The sequence below is a fragment of the Streptomyces mangrovisoli genome (assembly GCF_000974985.2).
Taxonomy (GTDB): Bacteria; Actinomycetota; Actinomycetes; order Streptomycetales; family Streptomycetaceae; genus Streptomyces; species Streptomyces mangrovisoli.
The window spans coordinates 201,174-220,254 of record NZ_LAVA02000015.1; the positions used below are offsets into that span (position 1 = coordinate 201,174).

Annotated in this window: 15 protein-coding genes; 6 read left to right on the forward strand and 9 right to left on the reverse strand. The window is 71.6% G+C overall.

From position 1 onward, the window contains the following. Window positions 1-353 precede the first annotated feature (353 nt). The 3 genes from WN71_RS07585 to WN71_RS07595 all read right to left on the reverse strand — a co-directional run bounded on the left by WN71_RS07585 (window position 354) and on the right by WN71_RS07595 (window position 3,763). On the reverse strand, window positions 354-1,709 hold the full coding sequence (locus WN71_RS07585) for an MATE family efflux transporter (protein ID WP_046585050.1): 1,356 nt from the start codon (window positions 1,707-1,709) through the stop codon (window positions 354-356). Next, on the reverse strand, window positions 1,706-2,692 hold the full coding sequence (locus WN71_RS07590; protein WP_046585049.1) for a phosphotransferase family protein: 987 nt from the start codon (window positions 2,690-2,692) through the stop codon (window positions 1,706-1,708). The genes WN71_RS07585 and WN71_RS07590 overlap by 4 nt, the downstream gene beginning before the upstream one ends. Window positions 2,693-2,953: 261 nt before the next feature. Further along, complete coding sequence (locus WN71_RS07595) at window positions 2,954-3,763, reverse strand: siderophore-interacting protein (RefSeq protein WP_046585048.1); 810 nt, start codon at window positions 3,761-3,763, stop codon at window positions 2,954-2,956. A gap of 23 nt (window positions 3,764-3,786) precedes the next feature. Between WN71_RS07595 and WN71_RS07600 the strand changes: the two genes are divergently transcribed. From WN71_RS07600 to WN71_RS07615, 4 genes are read left to right on the forward strand one after another with little or no spacing between them, the layout of a single operon-like run. After that, window positions 3,787-4,839 carry a FecCD family ABC transporter permease gene (locus tag WN71_RS07600; protein ID WP_206300034.1) on the forward strand — a complete coding sequence of 351 codons (1,053 nt, stop codon included), beginning with the start codon at window positions 3,787-3,789 and terminating at the stop codon, window positions 4,837-4,839. After that, window positions 4,836-6,227 carry a FecCD family ABC transporter permease gene (locus tag WN71_RS07605; protein WP_206300035.1) on the forward strand — a complete coding sequence of 464 codons (1,392 nt, stop codon included), beginning with the start codon at window positions 4,836-4,838 and terminating at the stop codon, window positions 6,225-6,227. Before WN71_RS07600 ends, WN71_RS07605 begins: the two co-directional genes overlap by 4 nt. Continuing rightward, window positions 6,224-7,063, forward strand: a complete 840-nt coding sequence (locus tag WN71_RS07610) for an ABC transporter ATP-binding protein (protein ID WP_240529588.1) — start codon at window positions 6,224-6,226, stop codon at window positions 7,061-7,063. Before WN71_RS07605 ends, WN71_RS07610 begins: the two co-directional genes overlap by 4 nt. Before the next feature lie 23 nt (window positions 7,064-7,086). Next, window positions 7,087-8,094 (forward strand): ABC transporter substrate-binding protein, encoded by a 1,008-nt coding sequence (locus WN71_RS07615; protein ID WP_052743021.1) that lies wholly within the window; start codon window positions 7,087-7,089, stop codon window positions 8,092-8,094. 111 nt (window positions 8,095-8,205) lie between these two features. On the opposite strand, the gene WN71_RS07620 is transcribed toward WN71_RS07615, so the two are convergent. From WN71_RS07620 to WN71_RS07645, 6 genes are all read right to left on the reverse strand, one after another. Further along, window positions 8,206-8,409, reverse strand: a complete 204-nt coding sequence (locus tag WN71_RS07620; RefSeq protein ID WP_046585047.1) for a cold-shock protein — start codon at window positions 8,407-8,409, stop codon at window positions 8,206-8,208. A 149-nt stretch (window positions 8,410-8,558) separates the two neighbouring features. Then, window positions 8,559-9,566: a LacI family DNA-binding transcriptional regulator gene (locus WN71_RS07625; RefSeq protein WP_079177712.1), complete on the reverse strand. Its 1,008-nt coding sequence runs from the start codon at window positions 9,564-9,566 to the stop codon at window positions 8,559-8,561. A gap of 182 nt (window positions 9,567-9,748) precedes the next feature. After that, a complete protein-coding gene (locus tag WN71_RS07630; RefSeq protein WP_046593044.1) occupies window positions 9,749-11,410 on the reverse strand; it encodes a glycoside hydrolase family 13 protein in 1,662 nt (553 codons plus the stop codon). Window positions 11,411-11,524: 114 nt separating this feature from the next. Further along, complete coding sequence (locus WN71_RS07635) at window positions 11,525-12,496, reverse strand: carbohydrate ABC transporter permease (protein WP_079177713.1); 972 nt, start codon at window positions 12,494-12,496, stop codon at window positions 11,525-11,527. 12 nt (window positions 12,497-12,508) lie between these two features. Then, window positions 12,509-13,465 (reverse strand): carbohydrate ABC transporter permease, encoded by a 957-nt coding sequence (locus WN71_RS07640; protein WP_052743245.1) that lies wholly within the window; start codon window positions 13,463-13,465, stop codon window positions 12,509-12,511. A 284-nt stretch (window positions 13,466-13,749) separates the two neighbouring features. Next, the gene (locus WN71_RS07645) at window positions 13,750-15,117 is read right to left on the reverse strand and encodes an extracellular solute-binding protein (protein ID WP_079177714.1); all 1,368 of its coding nucleotides are present in this window, start codon (window positions 15,115-15,117) and stop codon (window positions 13,750-13,752) included. 581 nt (window positions 15,118-15,698) lie between these two features. On the opposite strand from WN71_RS07645, the gene WN71_RS07650 reads away from it, so the two are divergent. Continuing rightward, complete coding sequence (locus tag WN71_RS07650; protein WP_046592638.1) at window positions 15,699-18,626, forward strand: CBM35 domain-containing protein; 2,928 nt, start codon at window positions 15,699-15,701, stop codon at window positions 18,624-18,626. A 90-nt stretch (window positions 18,627-18,716) separates the two neighbouring features. After that, window positions 18,717-19,081: LacI family DNA-binding transcriptional regulator (locus tag WN71_RS07655; protein WP_143074802.1), on the forward strand; the 365-nt coding region annotated here is incomplete at its 3' end.

Below are 19,081 nucleotides of genomic sequence, written 5' to 3' on the forward strand. Positions count from 1 at the left end.
CGTGCTGCGCCGGGACGCCGGGGACGCGGCGGGGCGAGACACGGGGGACGCGGCCGGTTCGTCCGGCTTCGGGACAGGGAGCCGGCCGAGCGTGGGGAAACGCGGAAGTTCCCCGTCCCTATGACCTGAGACGGGGAACTTCGTCTGGAGCGCCGGGCAAGCCTTGCACCTGCATTTCCCCGCAGGAAGCGGGGCGTCTTTCCTTGGACCACCAACGCATCGGCCGTCCTCCGGACCTCTCCGGCGGCGGCTTCTAGATCAACTTTACAGGACATCGGTCCCGCCACCAACCCCGGAGGCACCGGAACCGTTCGCCGTCCCTCGTCGGCGTCCGGGGTTCTCGGCTCAGCTCCTCACGGGGCCTTGGCGGTGGTGTCGCGCAGGCGTCTCAGGAGGAGGAGTGCGGCGGTCGCGGTGGCGAGTTCGCCGGCGGCCAGTGCCGCCCAGGTGCCACCGGTGCCGAGCCTGCCCAGGGTGATGACGAGGGGGACCTTGAACAGGAGCATGGTGCCGATGGTGAGGAAGTAGGCGGGCGCCGGGCGGCCCAGGGCCTGGGCGTACGCGGCGACGAGTGGGCCGATCCCCGCTACGGCCGTACAGACGGCCAGCACGCGCAGGCCCTGTGCGGCGGAGTCGATCGTGCGGGCGTCGTCGAGGAACGCGTCGGCCAGAGGCCGCGCCAGCAGGGCGAGGGCCGCGGCGGTGCACAGGCCGTAGAGCAGCGAGCCGCGCAGGGCTAGGTCGCGGGCCAGCCGGGCGCGGTCCGTCAGGCCGCGGCCGGCGTTGTATCCGACGAGGGGCTGGAGCGCCTGGCTGATGCCGGTGTGCGGCATCGTCGCGAAGGTCTGGAGGCGGGCGCAGACGGCGTACGCGGCCAGGGCAGTGGCCGAACCGGCGTCGGCGAGGGTGGTGTTGACGAGGACGGCCAGCAGCGTGACGCCCGCCCCGGCCAGGAACGAGGGCAGGCCGGCCGCGAGGAGCGCGCGCAGCGTGGGGCCGTGGGGCAGCAGATGGCGAGGATCCACGGGGTACGGGCGGCCGCGACGGCCGAAGAAGAACCACAGGCTCATCGCCGCCGAGACGGCCTGGCCGCCGACCGTGCCCAGAGCCGCCCCGCGTACGCCCAGGCCCAGTCCGAAGATCAGCAGGGGGTCGAGGGCCATCTGCACGGTGACGGCCGTGACCCACAGGAGCGTCGACCAGCCCGTCCGGCCTTCGGCGCGCACCAGGCTGGAGAAGCCGGTGGAGACCGGCGCACCGCACAGGAGCACCACGGCGTAGGGGCGGGCGATCTCGCGCAGTTCGCCCTGCGCGCCGAGCAGGCCGAGCAACGGGTCGAGGAAGAGCAGGCCGAGCGCGGTGGTCGCGGCGGCGCAGATCCAGAACAGGGTGAACGCGTTGCCCGTGGCCCGGGCGGCGGCCTCCCGGTCGTCGGCGCCCAGGGCGCGGGAGACCAGGGAGGCGCCGCCCGCGCCGACGGTGGTGGAGACCGCGCCGAGCAACAGCAGCAACGGGGCGGCCAGGTTGACCGCCGCCATGGCGTTGTCGCCCACGCCGTGGCCGACGAACCAGGCGTTGGTCAGGGCGTACACGCCGTACACGCCGACCGCGGCGGTCGTCTGGGTGCAGGCGCGCCACAGCAGTCGGCCGACCGGTTCGACGCCGAGCCGGGTCGTGCGGTCGGGGATGCGGGCGGTGGGGATGGTCACCGACGCGTACGGCCGAGTGTCCCCATCGCCGCGTCGAGGTGCGGGCGGGCCCAGTCGTACTGCTTGGTGTCGGTGTGACCGCGGTAGACGGTCTCGATGACCATGACCAGCATGAGGTAGAGGCCGTACAGGTCGCGGCGCACCCGCTGGGTCGCGGTCAGCTCGGCGTGGCCGTAGCCGCGCATGAAGGCCGTGGAGTCGCCGAAGGCGGCGAGCTGGGTTCCGGTGAAGCCGGCTTCGATCAACGGGTCTCCGTAGAAGGCGCGTTCGTGGTCGATGACGCAGACGACCTTGCCGTCGCGGACCATGACGTTGCTCTCCCACAGGTCCCACTCGACGAGACGCGGTTCGGTGACCTCGTCCAGGCTGTCGGCGTGCTCGGCCAGCGTGGCCCGGACGGTGTCGTAGGACCAGCCGATGTCGACGCCGCGGCGTTCACCGTCGCGCAGGATGTCCTCGACCATCCCGGTGAACACGCGCCGCCAGCTCGGATCGCCCGGGCCGGCCAGCGGCCCGAACGCCGTGCCCCGCAGGGAGTTGATCTCCCGGTTGGCGGCGCCCACCTGCTCCATGTAGGCGTCGCGCTCTGCGGCGGAGAGCGACGCCAGGACGATCCCGAGGTTGTCGGCGTCGACGTACGGCATGAAGAAGTAGTCGGCGTCGCACAGTTCACGGCTCCGGTCCGCGAAGTCGACGACCGGCACGGGCACCGAGGTCCGCGTGCGGAGGAGTTCCAGCGTGGCCAGTTCGATCGACATCGCGCCGCGTTCGTAGGTCAGGACCTCCACCTGCGGCGCCGGAGCGATCTTCAGGACGACCTCGGCGCCGTCCCGCAGGCGTATGCGGTAGGCGACGTTGAACCAGCCGTGACCCAGCTCGTCGACCCATCCGTCACCGGTCGGCACCCGGTCCGCGCCGTAGGCACGCTCGACCATGGCAAGCAGTGTGTCCCGCGACTGCCTGTTCTTGGTGATGCTCTCCACGCCCCGCCCCTTCGATCGTGAGGTGCAACCGACCGCGCACAGACGGGTATTCGGCGCGGCGGCCGGTGGCGGCGGCCGGCGGCCTGCGGCTCCGACGCGGTCGTTCAACGCGCAATGACATCACACGGTCCGGCTCCTGACCACGGGTGGCGTGTCTGCGGGCATGCGACCGGCGGCGAACTCGGAGGCCGGTCCCAGGGGTTGCAGGGACCGGCCGCCGAGGCTTCGGAACCAGGCCGTCAACGCCGTTCCGGTCGGGGCTCAGTGCCGCTCGGTCTTCCAGAAGCCCGAGAAGGTGATGCGGTCCTTCGGCATCCCGGCCCGGTGCAGGCGGCGGCGTCCCTCGGTGGCGAGGGTTTGTTCGCCGACCACGAAGGCGTATCCGTGGGGGTCGACGTCGTCGTAGTCGTGCAGTGCGGTGAGCGCGGCGGCGCCGGGGACCGCGTGCGGGTCCGTGCGTGCGATCCAGTCGACGCGCATACCGGGCGGGCCGCTCAGGGGGCGGCGGTCGGCGTCCGTGGGGACTTCCTGCAGCACGCGAACGGCCGTGCCGGGTGCGAGCGAACGCAGGATGCCCGCGACCGCCGGGAGGCCGCTCTCGTCGGCGACCAGCAGCACGCTGGAGGCGTCGGCCGGGGCGTCGTACATCAAACCCTGGTCCAGCAGGGCGAGTTCTTCGCCCGGCTCGGCCGAGCACGCCCAGATCGCGGCGCCGCCCGCGATCTCACCGTCGGCGTCCCGGTGCACGACCACGTCGATGTCGAGTTCACCGTCGTCGGCCCGGAAGTCGGCCACGGTGTAGTTGGCGCAGTAGGGGCGCACCTCGTCGGGCATGGCGAGGTACGGCTTCCACCAGGACTCGGCGCCGACCTCGGGCACGTGGAAGCGCTCCTGGTGCGGATGGCGGAAGAACAGCCGGAACCAGTGGTCGTAGCCCTGCCAGGGGAAGGCGCGGAGCGTTTCTCCACGGACGGTCACACGCTGCAGATGGGGCGTCAGGCGGGTGCTCGACGTGACCGCGGCGCAGAACAGCCGCGAGTCACGCCGGTCGGGGCGTATGCGAGGGCTCATTAGGCAAGGCTAAGCTAAGTTCCGTGATCATAGCTACGGCAACGACCGGGACCGACCGCCGGACGCGCCGGCCACGGCTGCCGCGCCCCTCGCCCGCCGGGCTGCTCCTCGGCCTGCTCGCGGCGCTCGCCGTCGTCTGCGTCGCGAGCATCCTGCTGGGCAGCAACCGGCTCTCCCCCGTCGCCGTCCTGGACGGCCTCCTGCACCCGGGATCGGGCCGGGACGCCGCCGTCGTCTACGGCTCTCGCGTCCCGCGCACGGTCATCGGCCTGGTCGTGGGCGTGTGTCTCGGGGTCGGCGGGACCGTGATGCAGGGCCACACCCGCAACCCGCTGGCCGACCCCGGCCTGTTCGGCGTCTCGGCGGGCGCCGGACTCGCCGTCGTCCTCGGCATCGTCGTGTTCGGGGTGTCGGGCACCGGCGCCTCCGTCGGCCTCGCGCTCGTCGGCGCGCTCCTCGCGAGCCTCGCCGCCTTCGCGATCACCGTCGCGGGCAGCGGGACGGCGAGCCCGGTGCCGCTCGCGATCGCGGGCACGGCCGTGTCGGCACTGCTCACCGCCGTCACGTCGTTCCTGACCCTCGCCGACCGCGACAGTCTGCGCGCCTACCAGCTCTGGGTGGTCGGCTCGCTCTCCGGCCGGCAACTCGACGAGGTCTGGGGCACCTTGCCGTTCGCCGCGGCGGGACTCCTGCTCGCCGCGTTCAACGCGCGCTCCCTCGACAACCTCGCCCTCGGCGAGGAACTCGCCCGCGGACTCGGCGAGAACCTCTTGGTCGCGCGGGGTGTGGGACTGGCCGCCATCACGCTGCTCACGGCCGCGGCGACGGCGGCGGCCGGGCCGATCGCCTTCGTCGGGCTCGTGGTGCCGCATCTCGCGCGCGCCGCCGTCGGCTCGGCCCACCGCAGACTGCTGCCCGCCGCCGCGCTCGTCGGGGGCCTGCTCGTGCTCCTCGCGGACATCGTGGGCCGACTGGCCGGCGGCACCTCGGAGGTGCAGGTCGGCATCGTGCTGGCGGTCATCGGCGGACCGTTCTTCGTCGCGGTCGCCCGCGGCCGCTCGCTGGTGAGCCTGTGAGCGCCGGGCCGATGGGCGCCGAGCCGGTGAGTGCCGGGCCGGTGAGTGCCGGGTCCGCCAGTGCCGGGTCCGTAAGCGCCGAGGCCGCGAACGCCGGGTCCATAGGCGCCGAGACCGCGGACGCCCAGCCGGTGGACGCCAGGTCCGTAAACGCCAAGACCGCGAACGCCCAGCCGGTGGACGCCAGGTCCGTAAGCGCCGAGACCGCGGACGCCCAGCCGGTGAGCGCCGAGACCGTGCACGCCCAGCCGGTGAGCGCCAGCTCCGCGAGTGCCGCGCGGCCCGGACCGTCCGCGGCACCCGCCACAGCCGCGGCACCCGCCGCAGCCCCGCCGCCCGTCCGGCGCGGCGTCCTCGTCGGTCCGCTCGGGCTCGCCTGGCGCCCCCGCGTCCTGCTCGTCACCTGCGCCGCCCTCCTGCTCGCGCTCGCCCTCGTGGTCACCGCGATCGCGGTCGGCGGTGCGCGGGTCGGCGTGGTCGACATCCTGCGCACCCTCGCCGGGCACGGGGACGCCCTCGACCGGCTCATCGTGCTGCAACTGCGCCTGCCGCGCGTCCTGGCGGGCGCCCTCGTCGGTCTCGCGCTCGGCGTCGCGGGGGCGCTCATGCAGACCGTCACGCGCAACCCGCTCGCCACCCCCGACGTGATCGGCGTGTCCTCCGGCGCCTCGCTCGGCGCCGTCGCGGCCATGCTGATCGGCGGCGGAGCGGAGAGCGTCGGCGGCACGCTGCTGGGCGCGGGCGTCCCGGCCGTCGCCGCGCTCGGCGCGATCCTCGCCACGGCGCTCGTGTACGGGCTCGGCTGGCGCGGCGGCGTGCAGAGCTACCGGCTCGTCCTGGTCGGCATCGGCGTGGGCGCCATGCTCGACGCGGGCACCAGCTACCTCCTCGTGCGGGCGCGCGTCACCCAGGCGACGGCCGCCGCGGAGTGGCTCGTGGGCTCGCTCTCCGGCGCGTCGTGGGACACCGTACGACCGCTGCTCTACGGCGTCGTCGTGCTCGTACCGCTCGCGCTCGCGGGCTCCGCCGCCCTCGCGGTGTCGCACCTCGGCGACGAGATCGCGCAAGGGGTGGGCCTGCCCGTCCAGTTGCACCGGCTCGCGGTGATCGCCCTCACCGTGCTGCTGACCGCGGCCTCCGTCGCCGCCGCCGGGCCGATCGGCTTCGTCGCGTTCGTGGCCCCGCAGATCGCCCTGCGCACGGCCGGCGCCACCCGCCCGCCGCTGCTGCTCTCGGGGCTGACCGGGACCTGTCTGACGCTGCTCGCCGACACGCTGGCCCGCACCGCCTTCCCGTGGGACGTGCCCGTCGGCATCGTCACCACCGTCATCGGCGCGCCCTACCTGATCTGGCTGCTCGTGAGGAATCGCAAGGAGATGACGACGTGACCGTTCCCGTGCTCGAAGCGCGTGGCGTCAGCCTCGGCTACGACGGACGCACCGTGCTCGACGGGCTCGACCTCAGCATCGGCGCAGGCACCGTCACGACTCTCGTCGGCGCCAACGGATGTGGGAAATCGACCCTGTTGAAGGCCTTCGGACGGTTGCTCACGCCGAGCTCGGGCTCGGTCCTGCTGGAGGGGCGGCCCGTTGGGCAGTTGCGCTCCCGGGCCGTCGCGCGCCGGCTCGCGATCCTGCCCCAGAACCCGGTCGCCCCCGCGGGCACGAGCGTGCGCGACCTCGTGATGCGGGGCCGCAATCCGCATCAGAGCTGGGCGCGGCCGTGGACCCCCGGGGACGACGCGGTCGTCGAACGGGTGCTCGCCGACACGGGGTTGGCGGAGGTCGCCGACCGCGCGGTCACGGAGCTGTCGGGCGGCCAGCGCCAGCGCGCCTGGATAGCCCTCGTCCTCGCACAGGAGGCGCCGACCCTGCTGCTCGACGAGCCGACCACGTTTCTCGACCTCGCCCACCAGCTCGACGTGCTGCGGCTGGTGCGCCGGGTCAACCGCACGTCGGGCACGACCGTGGTGATGGTCCTGCACGACCTGGGGCTCGCCGCGCGCTACTCCGACCGCCTGGTGGTCATCGGCGAGGGCGGCGTCCTCGCCGACGGGGACCCGGCCGACGTACTCGAACCGACGATGCTGGAGCGGGCGTTCGGACTGCGGGCGCGGGTGATCCCGGACCCGGTGACGGGCACCCCGCTGGTGCTGCCGGAGGCGGACGAGGAGCCGGCGCCTCCCGCGGAAACCGGACACCACCCACTGGATCAAGCCGGTTAGGTAAGGCTAAGCTAACTAGCACTATGTGGACCGTATCCCGCCTACGCCGCCTCCTGCCCCTCGCCGTCGTGTCCCTGCTCGCCGTCCTGACGGCCTGCTCCTCCTCGACGCCCGCCGCCTCCGCCGGCGCGACAGCCTCGAAGGGCCCGTGGACCTTCACCGACGACCTCGGCAAGACCGTGAAACTCGACCACGCGCCGACCCGTGTCGCGGGGATGAACGACGAGGTCGTCCCCCTGCTGCACTACGGCCTGAAGCCGGTCGCCTCGTGGGGCTACTCCGCGATCAAGGACGACGCCCGCTTCGACGGCCTCGACACCTCCGGCATCGCACAGATCGGCACCGCCTACGGCGAACTCGACCTGGAGAAGCTGGCCGCCGCGCGCCCCGACGTCATCGTCTCCGAGGTCTTCCCCACCGACGAGAAGGGCACGATCGACAAGTCCCAGCCCGACTACGGCTTCAAGGACCTCGCCCAGCAGAAGCAGGTCGAGGCGATCGCGCCCGTCATCACGATCGTGATCGGCGGCGACGGCGCGGACGTCGTCGACCACACCACGAAGCTCGCCACCGCCCTCGGCGCGGACTCCGCGACCGTGGCGAAGGCCAGGACCCGCTACGACACGGCGGCCGCCGGCCTGAAGAAGGCCGCCGCCGCGCACCCGGTGACCGTGACGGCCCTGTACGCGGACAGCGACGGCGTCAACGTCGCCAAGGCACAGGACGACCCCGCCCTGCGGCTCTACGCCGACCTGGGCGTCACGTTCTTCGCCCCGACCCCCAAGGGGTACTACTGGGCGAACTACAGCTGGGAGAACGCCGGCCGGATCGGCGGCGACGTATGGCTCCTCGAACAGGACGGCTACGACAGCGCCCACCTCAAGAAGCAGCCCACCGTCGCGGACAGCGCCGCACTCGCCGCGGGCCAGGTCCATCCCTGGGTCTCCGCAGCGCTCGACTACGTCTCCCAGGCCGACTACATGAACCGACTCGCGGGCTGGCTGACGGACTCGAAGGCCGTCACCGGCTGAAGACGGGGCACGGCAGGAACACGGGCGGTGGTCTCCGGGTGCGTGCGGAGACCACCGCTGCCGGACCGGTCCGGCTCGCCCGCCCTGTCCGGGCGGGCGAGCCCGTGAGGGTCAGATGGCGTGCACCTGCTGGGCCTGGGGGCCGCGCTGACCCTGGCCGATCTCGAACTCGACGCGCTGTCCCTCTTCCAGGCTGCGGTAGCCGTTGCCCTGGATCTCCGAGTAGTGGACGAAGACGTCAGGACCGCCGCCGTCCTGCTCGATGAACCCGAACCCCTTCTCCGCGTTGAACCACTTCACGCTGCCCTGAGCCATCCCTGAATCCCTCACGTCAACGCCGCGACCGATCGCCGCGAACCACCCCATCGTAATCGAGTCGTCACACTTTGCGATCGCGGCGCTCGTGGAGTCGGCCGCGCGACGGCGCGGCCGGTCGCCCGGCGCCGATCGTGTGTTCCTCGTGGCTAAGCCCCGCGTGCCGCTCCGAGCCGGGTGACGAGAGGCGGGGCGGTGGAGTTGCGGACGACGAGTTCGGGTTCGTGCAGGAGCTCCTGCGGGGTGGGGTTCTCGCCGGAGATCTGGTTCACGAGCAGGGTGACCGCGGCGCGGGACATGGCCTCGATGGGCTGGCGCAGGGTGGTCAGCGGCGGGTCGGTGTAGTTCATGAACGCGGAGTCGTCGTAGCCGACGACCGAGAGATCGCCGGGCACGGTGAGTCCCCGGCGGCGGGCCGCGCGTATCGCGCCGAGGGCGAGGACGTCGCTGCCGCAGATCAGGGCGGTGGCGCCGGCCGAGAGCAGTTCGGCGGCGACGGCCTGGCCGCCCTCGAAGGAGAACAGCGCGTGGCCGACGGGATGGTGCGCGCCGCTGCCGGAGGTCAGCCGGGTGAAGGCGGCGAGCTTGCGGCGGGACGGCATGTGGTGTTCGGGGCCGACCATGAGCCCGATGTCGGTGTGTCCCATGGCCGTCAGGTGCGCGTACGCCTGGCGTACGGCGGCGGCGTCGTCGGTGGACACCCGGGGGAAGCCCGGGTAGTCGACGGCCGCGTTCAGCAGCACCACGGGCACCCCGCGCTTCAGGAGGGCGGCGTGTTCGGTCTCGGTGAGCCCGCCGCAGAAGATGACGCCGGAGACGTGCTGGTCGAGGAGCATGGCGACGTACTCGGCCTCGGTGAGTCCGCCCGCGGTACGGGTGCACAGCACCGGCGTGTACCCGAGCTGGACGAGCGCGCCGCCCGCGACCTCGGCGAGCGCAGGGAAGATCGGGTTCTGCAGCTCGGGCAGCACCAGACCCACCAACCGCGCCCGCACACCCCGCAGTTGCGTCGGACGCTCGTACCCGAGCACGTCCACCGCGGTCAGCACCGCCTGCCGGGTCGCATCCGACACACCCGGCTTGCCGTTGAGGACACGGCTGACCGTCGCGTCGCTGACCCCCACGCGCCGGGCCACCTCGGAGAGCCTACGAGTCATGCGAGTTCATCCTGTCCGTTCCGGAGTCGCCTGTCGGTGACCTGAGTTGTGGGTCCGGGGCCGCCTGCCCGGGACGCGGGTTCCGGGTCCGGTGCCGCCTGCCCGGGACCCGAGTCGTGGGTCCGGAGCCGCCCACCTGCCCGGCCGGGACCGGGCGGGCAGGCGGGGCCGGCCCGCCGCCGTCAGGTGCGGCGCAGCCACACCGTGGTGTCCGGGGGCAGCAGGGCGGCCGCTCCGTCCACCGCGGAGTCGCTCGCCAGCACCACCGCCGTGTCCGCCGGCAGCGGCGCGGGCGTCGGGGAGAGGTTGGCGACGCAGACGAACCCGTCGGCCCGCTCGAAGGCGAGCACGCCCGGGTCGTCGACCGGCAGCCACGCGAACCGCTCGTCGTGCAGCCCCGGTTCGGCCCGCCGGAGGGCGAGCGCGGTGCGGTAGAAGCGGAGCATGGAGCCGGGGCGCCCGCTCTGCGCCTCGGCGGTGCTGTCGGCCCAGTCGGCGGGCTGCGGCAGCCACGGCGGGGCGCTCGCGCCGGGCGGGCTGAACCCGAAGGGCGGCTCCTGTCCGGACCAGGGCAGCGGCACCCGGCAGCCGTCGCGGCCGATGTCGGCGCCGCCGGTGCGGTGGAAGATCGGGTCCTGGCGCAGCTCGGCCGGGATGTCCTCGACCTCGCCCAGGCCCAGTTCCTCGCCCTGGTAGATGTAGTGCCCGCCGGGCAGCGCGAGGGCCAGCAGCAGCGCGGCGCGGGCCCGGCGGGTGCCGAGGACGAGGTCGGTGCTGGTGCCGTGCTGGCGCAGGGCGTGCCCGTAGGAGGAGTCGGCCCGGCCGTAGCGGGTGACGTGCCGGGTGACGTCGTGGTTGGAGAGCACCCAGGTCGGGGCCGCCCCCACGGACGCGTGCGCGTCGAGCGTGGCGTCGATGCAGCCGCGCAGCGCGGCCGGCTCCCAAGGGCTGTTCAGATAGTCGAAGTTGAAGGCGGTGTGCATCTCGTCGGGCCGCAGGTAGTGCGCGAACCGCACCGGGTCGGCCAGCCACACCTCGCCGATCAGCGCCCGGGGCGGCGCGTACTGCTCGGCCACCGCGCGCCAGGAGCGGTAGATGGCGTGCACGTCGTCACGGTCGATGTACGGGTGCGGCACCGGCGGGGACGCCGGGTCGAAGTCGGGCAGTTCGGGGTCTTTCGCGGGCATCGTGGCGGAGTCGATGCGTACACCGTCGGCGCCCAGGTCGAACCAGAAGCGCAGGACGCTCTCGTGCTCCTCGCGGACCTTGGGGTTGTTCCAGTTCAGGTCGGGCTGCTCCGGCGCGAACAGGTGCAGGTACCACTCGCCGGGTCCGCCGTCGGGGTTCGGGACACGGGTCCAGGCCGGGCCGCCGAACACCGACTGCCAGTCGTTGGGCGGGAGTTCACCGTCGGACCCCCGGCCGGGGCGGAACCAGAACAGGTCGCGGGCCTCCGCGCCGGGCCCGGCCTCGCGCGCCTCGCGGAACCAGGCGTGCTGGTCGGAGACATGGTTCGGTACGACGTCGACGACGATCCGCAGGCCGAGCCGGTGCGCCTCCTCGATGAGCGCGCCGGCCTGCGCGAGGTCGCCGAACACCGGGTCGATGCGCCGGTAGTCGGCGACGTCGTAGCCCGCGTCGGCCTGGGGCGAGGCGTACCACGGGCTGAACCACAGCGCGTCGACGCCGAGTTCGGCCAGGTAGGGCAGACGCTCGCGGACGCCGGCCAGGTCGCCCACGCCGTCGCCGTCGCCGTCGGCGAAGGAGCGGGGGTAGACCTGGTAGATGACGGCGTCACGCCACCACTCCTGGCGCTGGGACGCGGTGTCGTTCGCTGTGGCCACGTGGGCTGGCTCCTTGATCGGGAAGGTGGGGCGCCGGGTCCGGTGCACGGCGCGGCGGACCCGGCCCGGGGCGGGCCGGATCGCGTGGGGGTGTCGGTGGTGGGGGAGTGCGGGTCAGCCCTTGAGGGCGCCCGCGGACAGGCCGCCGAGGATGTGCCGCTGGAAGACCAGGAAGAGCACGATCATCGGGACGGCGGCGATGGTCAGGCCCGCGATCATCTCCGTCGGCGGGACCTGCGTGGTGGAGGTGGACAGCCGGTGCAGGGCGACCGACAGGGTCTGCCGGTCGGGGTCCTGGAGCACCAGCAGCGGCCACAGGAAGTCCTTCCACATCCCCACGACGGAGAAGATGGACACGACCGCGAGGACCGGGCGGGACAACGGCAGCACCACCCGCAGCAGGACCTGCAGCCGGGAGGCGCCGTCGATGGCGGCGGCGTCGAGGATGTCGCCGGGTATCTGGTCGAAGAAGCGGCGCAGCACATAGATGTTGAAGGCGTTCGCCGCGCCCGGCAGCCACAGTGCCCACGGGGTGTTGAGCAGGTTCAGGTGGAGGATCGGCAGGTCGTTCACGGTCAGGTACAGGGGGACCAGCAGCGCGGCGGCGGGCAGCATCAGGCTGGCGAGCATCGCGCCGAAGACGAACTTGCCGAGGACGGGCCGGAGTCGGGACAGCGAGTAGGCGGCGCAGACGTCCACCGCCATCTGGATGAACCAGCCGCCGGCCGCGTAGTAGACGGTGTTGAGGAAGAAGTGGGCGATGTCCATCTGCGTCCACGCGTCCCGGTACGCGGAGAGGTGCACCGACTTCGGCAGCAGCGTCGGCGTCGCGGCGGCGAACTCCCGCGGTGTCTCCAGGGCGGAGGACGCCATCCAGTACAGGGGGAAGACGAACACCGCGACGAACAGCACGATCGTGAGGGTCAGTACGGCGTAGTAGACGCGGCGGTTGCGGGGCCGGGCCAGTTCCTGCGCCGAGATCAGGCTGCGGGGCGCGGGGGCGGGGGCGGGGGCGCGACGGGAGGCGGGGCGGGCCTTGGAGCCGGCGGCGGTGCGGGGCGTGAGGCCGGGGGCGGTGGTGGTCATCTCTTGTCCTCCTCAGCCCTGGTCCGACGAGTCGCGGGTCAGCCGCAGGTAGCACGCGGCGAACACGGCGAGCACGGCGAACAGCAGCACACTCATGGCGGCGGCGAGGCCGAAGTCGTTGTTGACGGCGAAGGCGTACCGGTAGATCAGCGTCATCACCGTGATCGTGGACGGGTTGGTGAACCCGGTGAGCTGGAACGGCTCGATGAACACCTGCATGGTGGAGATGATCTGGAGCAGCAGCAGGACCAGCATCACGAACCGCATCTGCGGCAGCGTCACATGGCGCAGCCGCGCCCAGAGCCCGGCGCCGTCGAGCTCCGCCGCCTCGTAGAGGTCGCCCGGGATGGACTGGAGCGCGGCCAGGTACATCAGGGTCGCGCCGCCCATGTTGGCCCAGGTCGACACCAGGACGAGGGAGATCATCGCCATGTGCGGCGACTGCACCCACTGCGAGGTCGGCAGGTGCGCGCCCCGCAGCAGCGTGTTGAATAGTCCCTGGCCGGGGTCGTAGAAGTACTGCCAGAGCATCACGCAGACGATCGGCGGCAGCATCACCGGCAGATAGACCGCGATCCGGAAGAACCCCTTGAAGTGGCGCAGTTCGTTGAGCAGGACCGCGATGACCAGCGGTACCGCGTAGCCGAGCACCAGGGCGATGCCCGTGAACTCGGCGGTGTTGCGCCAGGCCGTCCAGAACAGCGGGTCGGCGAAAAGATGGTGGTAGTTGGTCAGGCCCACCCATTCGGGGTCGGTGATGAGGTTGTCCTGCTGGAAACTGAGGGTGATGCCGCGGACCAGCGGATACCACGAGAAGTACGCGAAGCAGAGAATGCCGGCCGCCAGGAAGGCGTACGCCAGCGCGTTGTCGGCGATCCTGCGCCGCAGCCGGCTGCGGCGCCGCTGCCGGGGATCGGGCGTCGCGGAGACGCGTACTTCGCTGCGGTGCGGCGCCAGTGACGTCGCCATAGAACTCTCTCCTTGTTGCTCGACCGGGTTGCCGGTCCGCCCTGTCGGGGGGCTGGGAGGGTGCGGGTCCCGCGCCGGGCAGTGCGCGGGACCCGCCGGCGGTACGGCGGCCGGGACGCCGTACCGCCGGCGGGGGCGGGACGCCGTACCGCTCTGGGGGGCGGGACGCCGTACCGTCGCCGCGGGGGTCGGTGCCGGACCGGTGGCGGGGCGGGGTGACCGGTCCGGCGGCTCGCACCGGGTGCGGTCTCAGGCCGTTGCGGCCGGCCCCGGCACCCGGCGGGTCACTGTGCGGCGAGCAGGGTGTCGACCTGCTTCGACGCGTCGGAGAGCAGCTTGTCGATGTCCGCGTCCTTCTGGGTGAGGACCTTGGCCATCGCGGTGTCCAGGACGGCGTAGATCTTCTGCGCCTGCGGCGGCTCCAGCTTCAGCGGGATCTTGCCGACCGATTCGGTGAACGGGGCGTAGTTCTCGACCGGTTCGTTGGCGTACTTCTTGTCGGCCGCCGCCACGGTCTGCTCGGCGGCGCCGGACCAGATGTTCGGCTCGGGCAGGCCGACCGGCTGCTTGTTCTCCGCCGCGCGCTTCTTGCCCGACGTGATGCGGTCCGTGTTCTCGTACTTGAACATCACCCAGGCGAGTGCCGCCTTGGTCTGGGCGGGGGTGTTCTTCGGGTTGAACATGAAGCCGCCGCCTCCGGCGAGCGTGCCCTTGCCCTCCGGCATCGCGCCCAGGCCGTACTCCTTCGGGTCGCCCTTGTACTGCGCGGCTATGGTCGGGATGTTGTCCGACGTGGCGAGGTACATGCCCAGCTTGCCGGAGCCCATCATCTGCAGCAGGTCGGCCCACTCCAGGAGTTGGCGCTTGCCCATCGAGTCGTCGGTCCAGCGCATGTCGTGCAGCTGCTGGAGCACCGCGTGTCCGGTGGCGTTGTCGAAGTCGGCCTTCCAGGTGCCGTCCGCCTGCTGCTCGGCGACGTCGCCGCCGCGCGAGTACATCTCGGCGGTGAAGTGCCAGCCGCCGGTGTTGGACTTGCTGTAGTCGCCGTACCCGACGACGCCGCCGCCCAGGGCGGCGATCTTCTTGGCGTCCGCCCGGACCTCGTCCCAGGTGGTGGGCGGCTTGTCGGGGTCGAGGCCGGCCTTCTTGAACAGGGTCCGGTTGTAGACGAGCCCCATGGAGTAGTTGCCCTCGGTCACGCCGTACGTGCGGCCGGCCTTGTCCTGGAAGACCTGGCGCAGCTGCGGCTTGACCTGCTGGGCCGCGGGATAGTCCTTGAGGTAGTCCGTGATGTCGGCCGCCTGGTGCTTGGCGATGAGGCCGGCCGGGTCGGTCAGGTAGACGTAGTAGGCGTTCTCCAGCTGGCCGCCCGCGAGCTTGGTGGAGAAGGTCTGCGGATCCATCTGCCCCTCGTGCGGCACGACATGGATCTTCGGGTTGGCCTTCTCGAAGGCCGCCACGTCCGACAGGAAGATCTTGCGGTTGACCGGGTCGGTCTTGGCCGGCATGTCGTTCACCGTGATGGTGACCTTGCCGTCCGAGGAGGCGGAACCGTCCGAGCTGCCGCAGCCGCTCGCGGTGAGGGCGAGGGTCGCCGCGGCCGCCACGGCGACTGCGATGCGGGCTCTGCTGCCCGCCGGGAAACCGGTCATGGATCGTCCCTGATCGTGAGGTGGGGAATGCGGGAACCCGCTCATCCCTGTGAGGTGACGAACAAGTTACGTGCGTGCCCATCCCGGAGCAATATGTAAACCCACATGCGCAACGCGTCGACAACTCCTGTCATCCGGGCCGTAATTGACCGACGAAACTTGACGCAAGAAATCGACATGCCTGTTTTCGACCGATTGTCGTGACCTTCCGGATGTGCTTTCCTCGACCGTCCGCCGGGTTCGGTGGCAAGTCTCCATGCTCCGAGGCGCCGTTGTTCAGCAGGTCAGATGAAGTGTTCGCGCCGCATGCAGCGCGCGTTGCAAAAATTCGACAGGAAACATGGAGCAGGCGACAAGTTCCGCTTGCGTTCGCGAGCGCCGGTCGTCTTATCCCCGCTGGTGATTCCGGATGTGCGGGCCGAGAAACGCTGTCGGATCGCCGCACCCGCATTTCCGGGCGCCGGCTCGATGCATTGCCCGCGGGTTAACGCCGGGCTACGGTGCGCGTCACCCAACCCCGCCCTCCTCCCCTCGGGAGTACCCCCATGCGCCAATTCCCGCACAACGTACGTGTGTTGTACATGAGACCGGTGGTCGTCGCGGTCGCCGCCCTCGTGGCGCTGCTGTGCGCGCTGACCGGCTGGCCGCCGCCCGCGGCCGCCGCGACGTCCACCACCTATCAGGCGGAATCAGCCGCGCTCTCCGGCGGCGCCGTCGTCGCGAGCGACCACACCGGCTACACCGGCACCGGCTTCGTCGGCGGCTACACCGACACCGACAAGGGCACCGCGGCCACGACCTTCACCGTGAACGCCGCAAGCGCCGACGCGTACGTGTCCGCGCTGCGCTACGCCAACGGCTCGGGCGTGACCCAGAGTCTGTCCGTGTACGTGCGCGGCACCAAGGCCGCCACCGTCCAACTCCCGGTCACGGCCGACTGGAACACCTGGGCCACCGTGAGCACGACGGTGAGCCTGAGCGCCGGCGACAACACGGTCGCCTACACGTACGACAGCACCGACACCGGCAACGTCAACCTGGACGCGATCACCGTGACCGCCGCGCCCGCGACCCCCGCCGGCCAGTACGAGGCGGAGACCGCGGCACTCTCCGGCGGAGCGGTCACCGAGACCGAGCACTCCGGCTACAACGGCACCGGATACGTGGGCGGTTACACCGACACCCACAAGGGCACCGCCGCGACCACCTTCACCGTGAACGCCACGGACGCCGGCACGGCCGCCGTGGGCCTGCGCTACGCCAACGGCACCGGCTCCGCGCAGACCCTCTCGGTGTACCTCAACGGCACCAAGGCGCTGACCACTTCGCTGGCCGCGACCGCCGACTGGAACACGTGGGCCGTCCGCAGCGAGAACCTGACCCTGAAGGCGGGCGCCAACACCGTCGCGTACCGCTTCGACAGCGGCGACTCCGGCAACGTCAACCTCGACGACATCACCGTGGACACCGGCACCACGACCGACCCGGGTTCGGGCGGTTCGGGCGGCGCGGCCGGCCAGGCCTACGAGGCCGAGACCGCCTTCTTCACGGGCGGCCCCGCGACCGCCACCTCCCTGACCGGCTACTCCGGCACCGGATACCTCACCGGCTTCACCACACAGGGCGCGCAGACGGTCGTCGACACCTCGGTCCCGTCGGCGGGCACATATCCCGTCGCCGTCACCTACCGCAACACCACCAGCGCGGCGCAGACCCTCTCGCTGTACCTCAACGGCGTCAAGTCGTCGCAGCTGAGCCTGCCCGCCGCCACCGGCTGGGCGCACGTGTCCGTCTCCGTGAAGCTGCGCTCCGGACTCAACCTCGTGGGCCTGCAGACCGACGCGGGCGACACCGGCAACGTGGCGGTCGACAGCGTCTCCGTCGACGGCGGCACCGCCCTCGCGACCCAGGGCGCGACGCTGCCGTACACCGAGTACCGGGCGGCGGACGCCACCACCACGGGCACGGTCCTCGCGACCGGCACCACCTACCCGAGCATGTCCGCCGAGTCCACCGGCCGCAGCGCGGTCAAGCTGTCGGCCACCGGCCAGTACGTCCAGATCACCCTCGCCGAGCCCGCCAACGCGGTCGTCGTGCGCTACTCGATCCCCGACACGGCGTCCGGCTCGGTCACCACCGCGCCCCTGTCGCTCTACGCGGGCTCCACCAAGGTCACCGACCTCCAGACGACCAACAAGTACTCCTGGATCTACGGCCCCGGCTACTACGACACCAACACGCCCGGCTACAGCGGCGACAGCGCCGGACACCACTACTACGACGAGGTGCGCTACCTCAACACCGCCACCTGGCCCGCCGGTACCGTCCTCAAGCTCCAGAAGGACGCCGCGGACACCGCGGCCTCGTACACCGTCGACGTCATCGACACCGAACTCGTCGACGCCGCCTCCACGATGCCCGCCGGCTACGTGTCCGCCGCCGACTACGGCGTCACCCCCGGCGCCGGCGACGTGACCGGCGCCCTCAACACCGCGCTGAGCACGGCCTCCTCGGCGGGCAAGGGCCTGTGGCTGCCGTCCGGCACCTACACGATCTCCGGCCGCGTGAACCTCACGAACGTCTCCCTGCGCGGCGCCGGCCCCTGGTACACGACCCTCAACTCCACGGCCGAGAACGGCTCGGGCGGCCTGTTCGCCAACGGCGGGCGCAACCAGATCGCCGACCTGACGATCTCCGGCGACCAGACCTTCCGCAACAACGACTCCGGTGCCGCCGCGATCGAGGGCACCTTCACCTCCGGTTCCCTGATCTCCGACGTGTGGATGGAACACACCAAGGTCGGCCTGTGGGCCAACCCGGGCACCGGCCTGCTCGTCTCCGGCCTCCGCGCCCGCGACATCTTCGCCGACGGCATCCATGTCCACGGCGGCTCGTCCGGCACCCGCGTCGAGCAGTCCAACGTGCGCAACACGGGCGACGACAACATCGCCCTGGACACCGAGGGCGGCAACGTCACCGACAGCACCGTCTCCCACAACACCGTCCAACTCCCCATCCAGGCCAACGGCATCGGCGTGTACGGCGGAGGCGGCAACACCCTGGAGAACAACTCCGTCAGCGACACGGTCGCCTTCGGTTCCGGCATCACCGTCAGCACCTACTTCGGACAGGGCTTCTCCGGCGCCACCACCGTGCGGGACAATCTCCTCACCCGCTGCGGCTCGTACCACATCAACTGGGCGACGAACATCGGCGCGTTGTGGATCTACGCCGACACCGCCGACATCACCCAGCCCGTCACCGTCACCGGGAACACCATCAAGGACAGCACCTACCAGGGCGTACTCCTCAGCTACGCCAAGCAGATCGGCAACCTCACCCTCGACAACGACACCATCACGAACGCCGGCACGTACGGCTTCGACCTCAACAACGTGACCGGCGGGATGACGGTGTCCCACACCACCGTCACGGCGAAGACCGGCGGTCTGCTCAACAACGCGCCCGGCTTCACCATCACGCGCGGCAGCGGCAACAGCGGGTTCTGAGACGGAGGGCGGGACAGGCCGTCGGCAACGGGGCCGACGGCCTGTCCCGCCCCCGGAATCCGGCCCGGCACCTGCGGTTACACTCCCGGCATGGCGCGCAGACTCGCAGAAGTGGCTCACCGGGTGGGGGTCAGTGAGGCCACGGTCAGCCGTGTCCTCAACGGCAAGCCGGGTGTGTCGGATGCGACCCGGCAGGCGGTGCTGACCGCGGTGGACGTGCTCGGGTACGAGCGTCCGACGCAACTGCGGGGTGTGCGGGCGCGGTTGGTGGGTCTGGTGCTGCCCGAGCTGCAGAACCCGATCTTCCCTGCGCTCGCCGAGGTCGCGGGCGGCGCGCTCGTCCAGCTCGGGTACACGCCGGTGCTGTGCACCCGTACCGCGGGCGGACTCACCGAGGCCGAGTACGTCGCCATGCTCCTCGACCAGCACGTCTCCGGCGTCATCTTCTGCGGCGG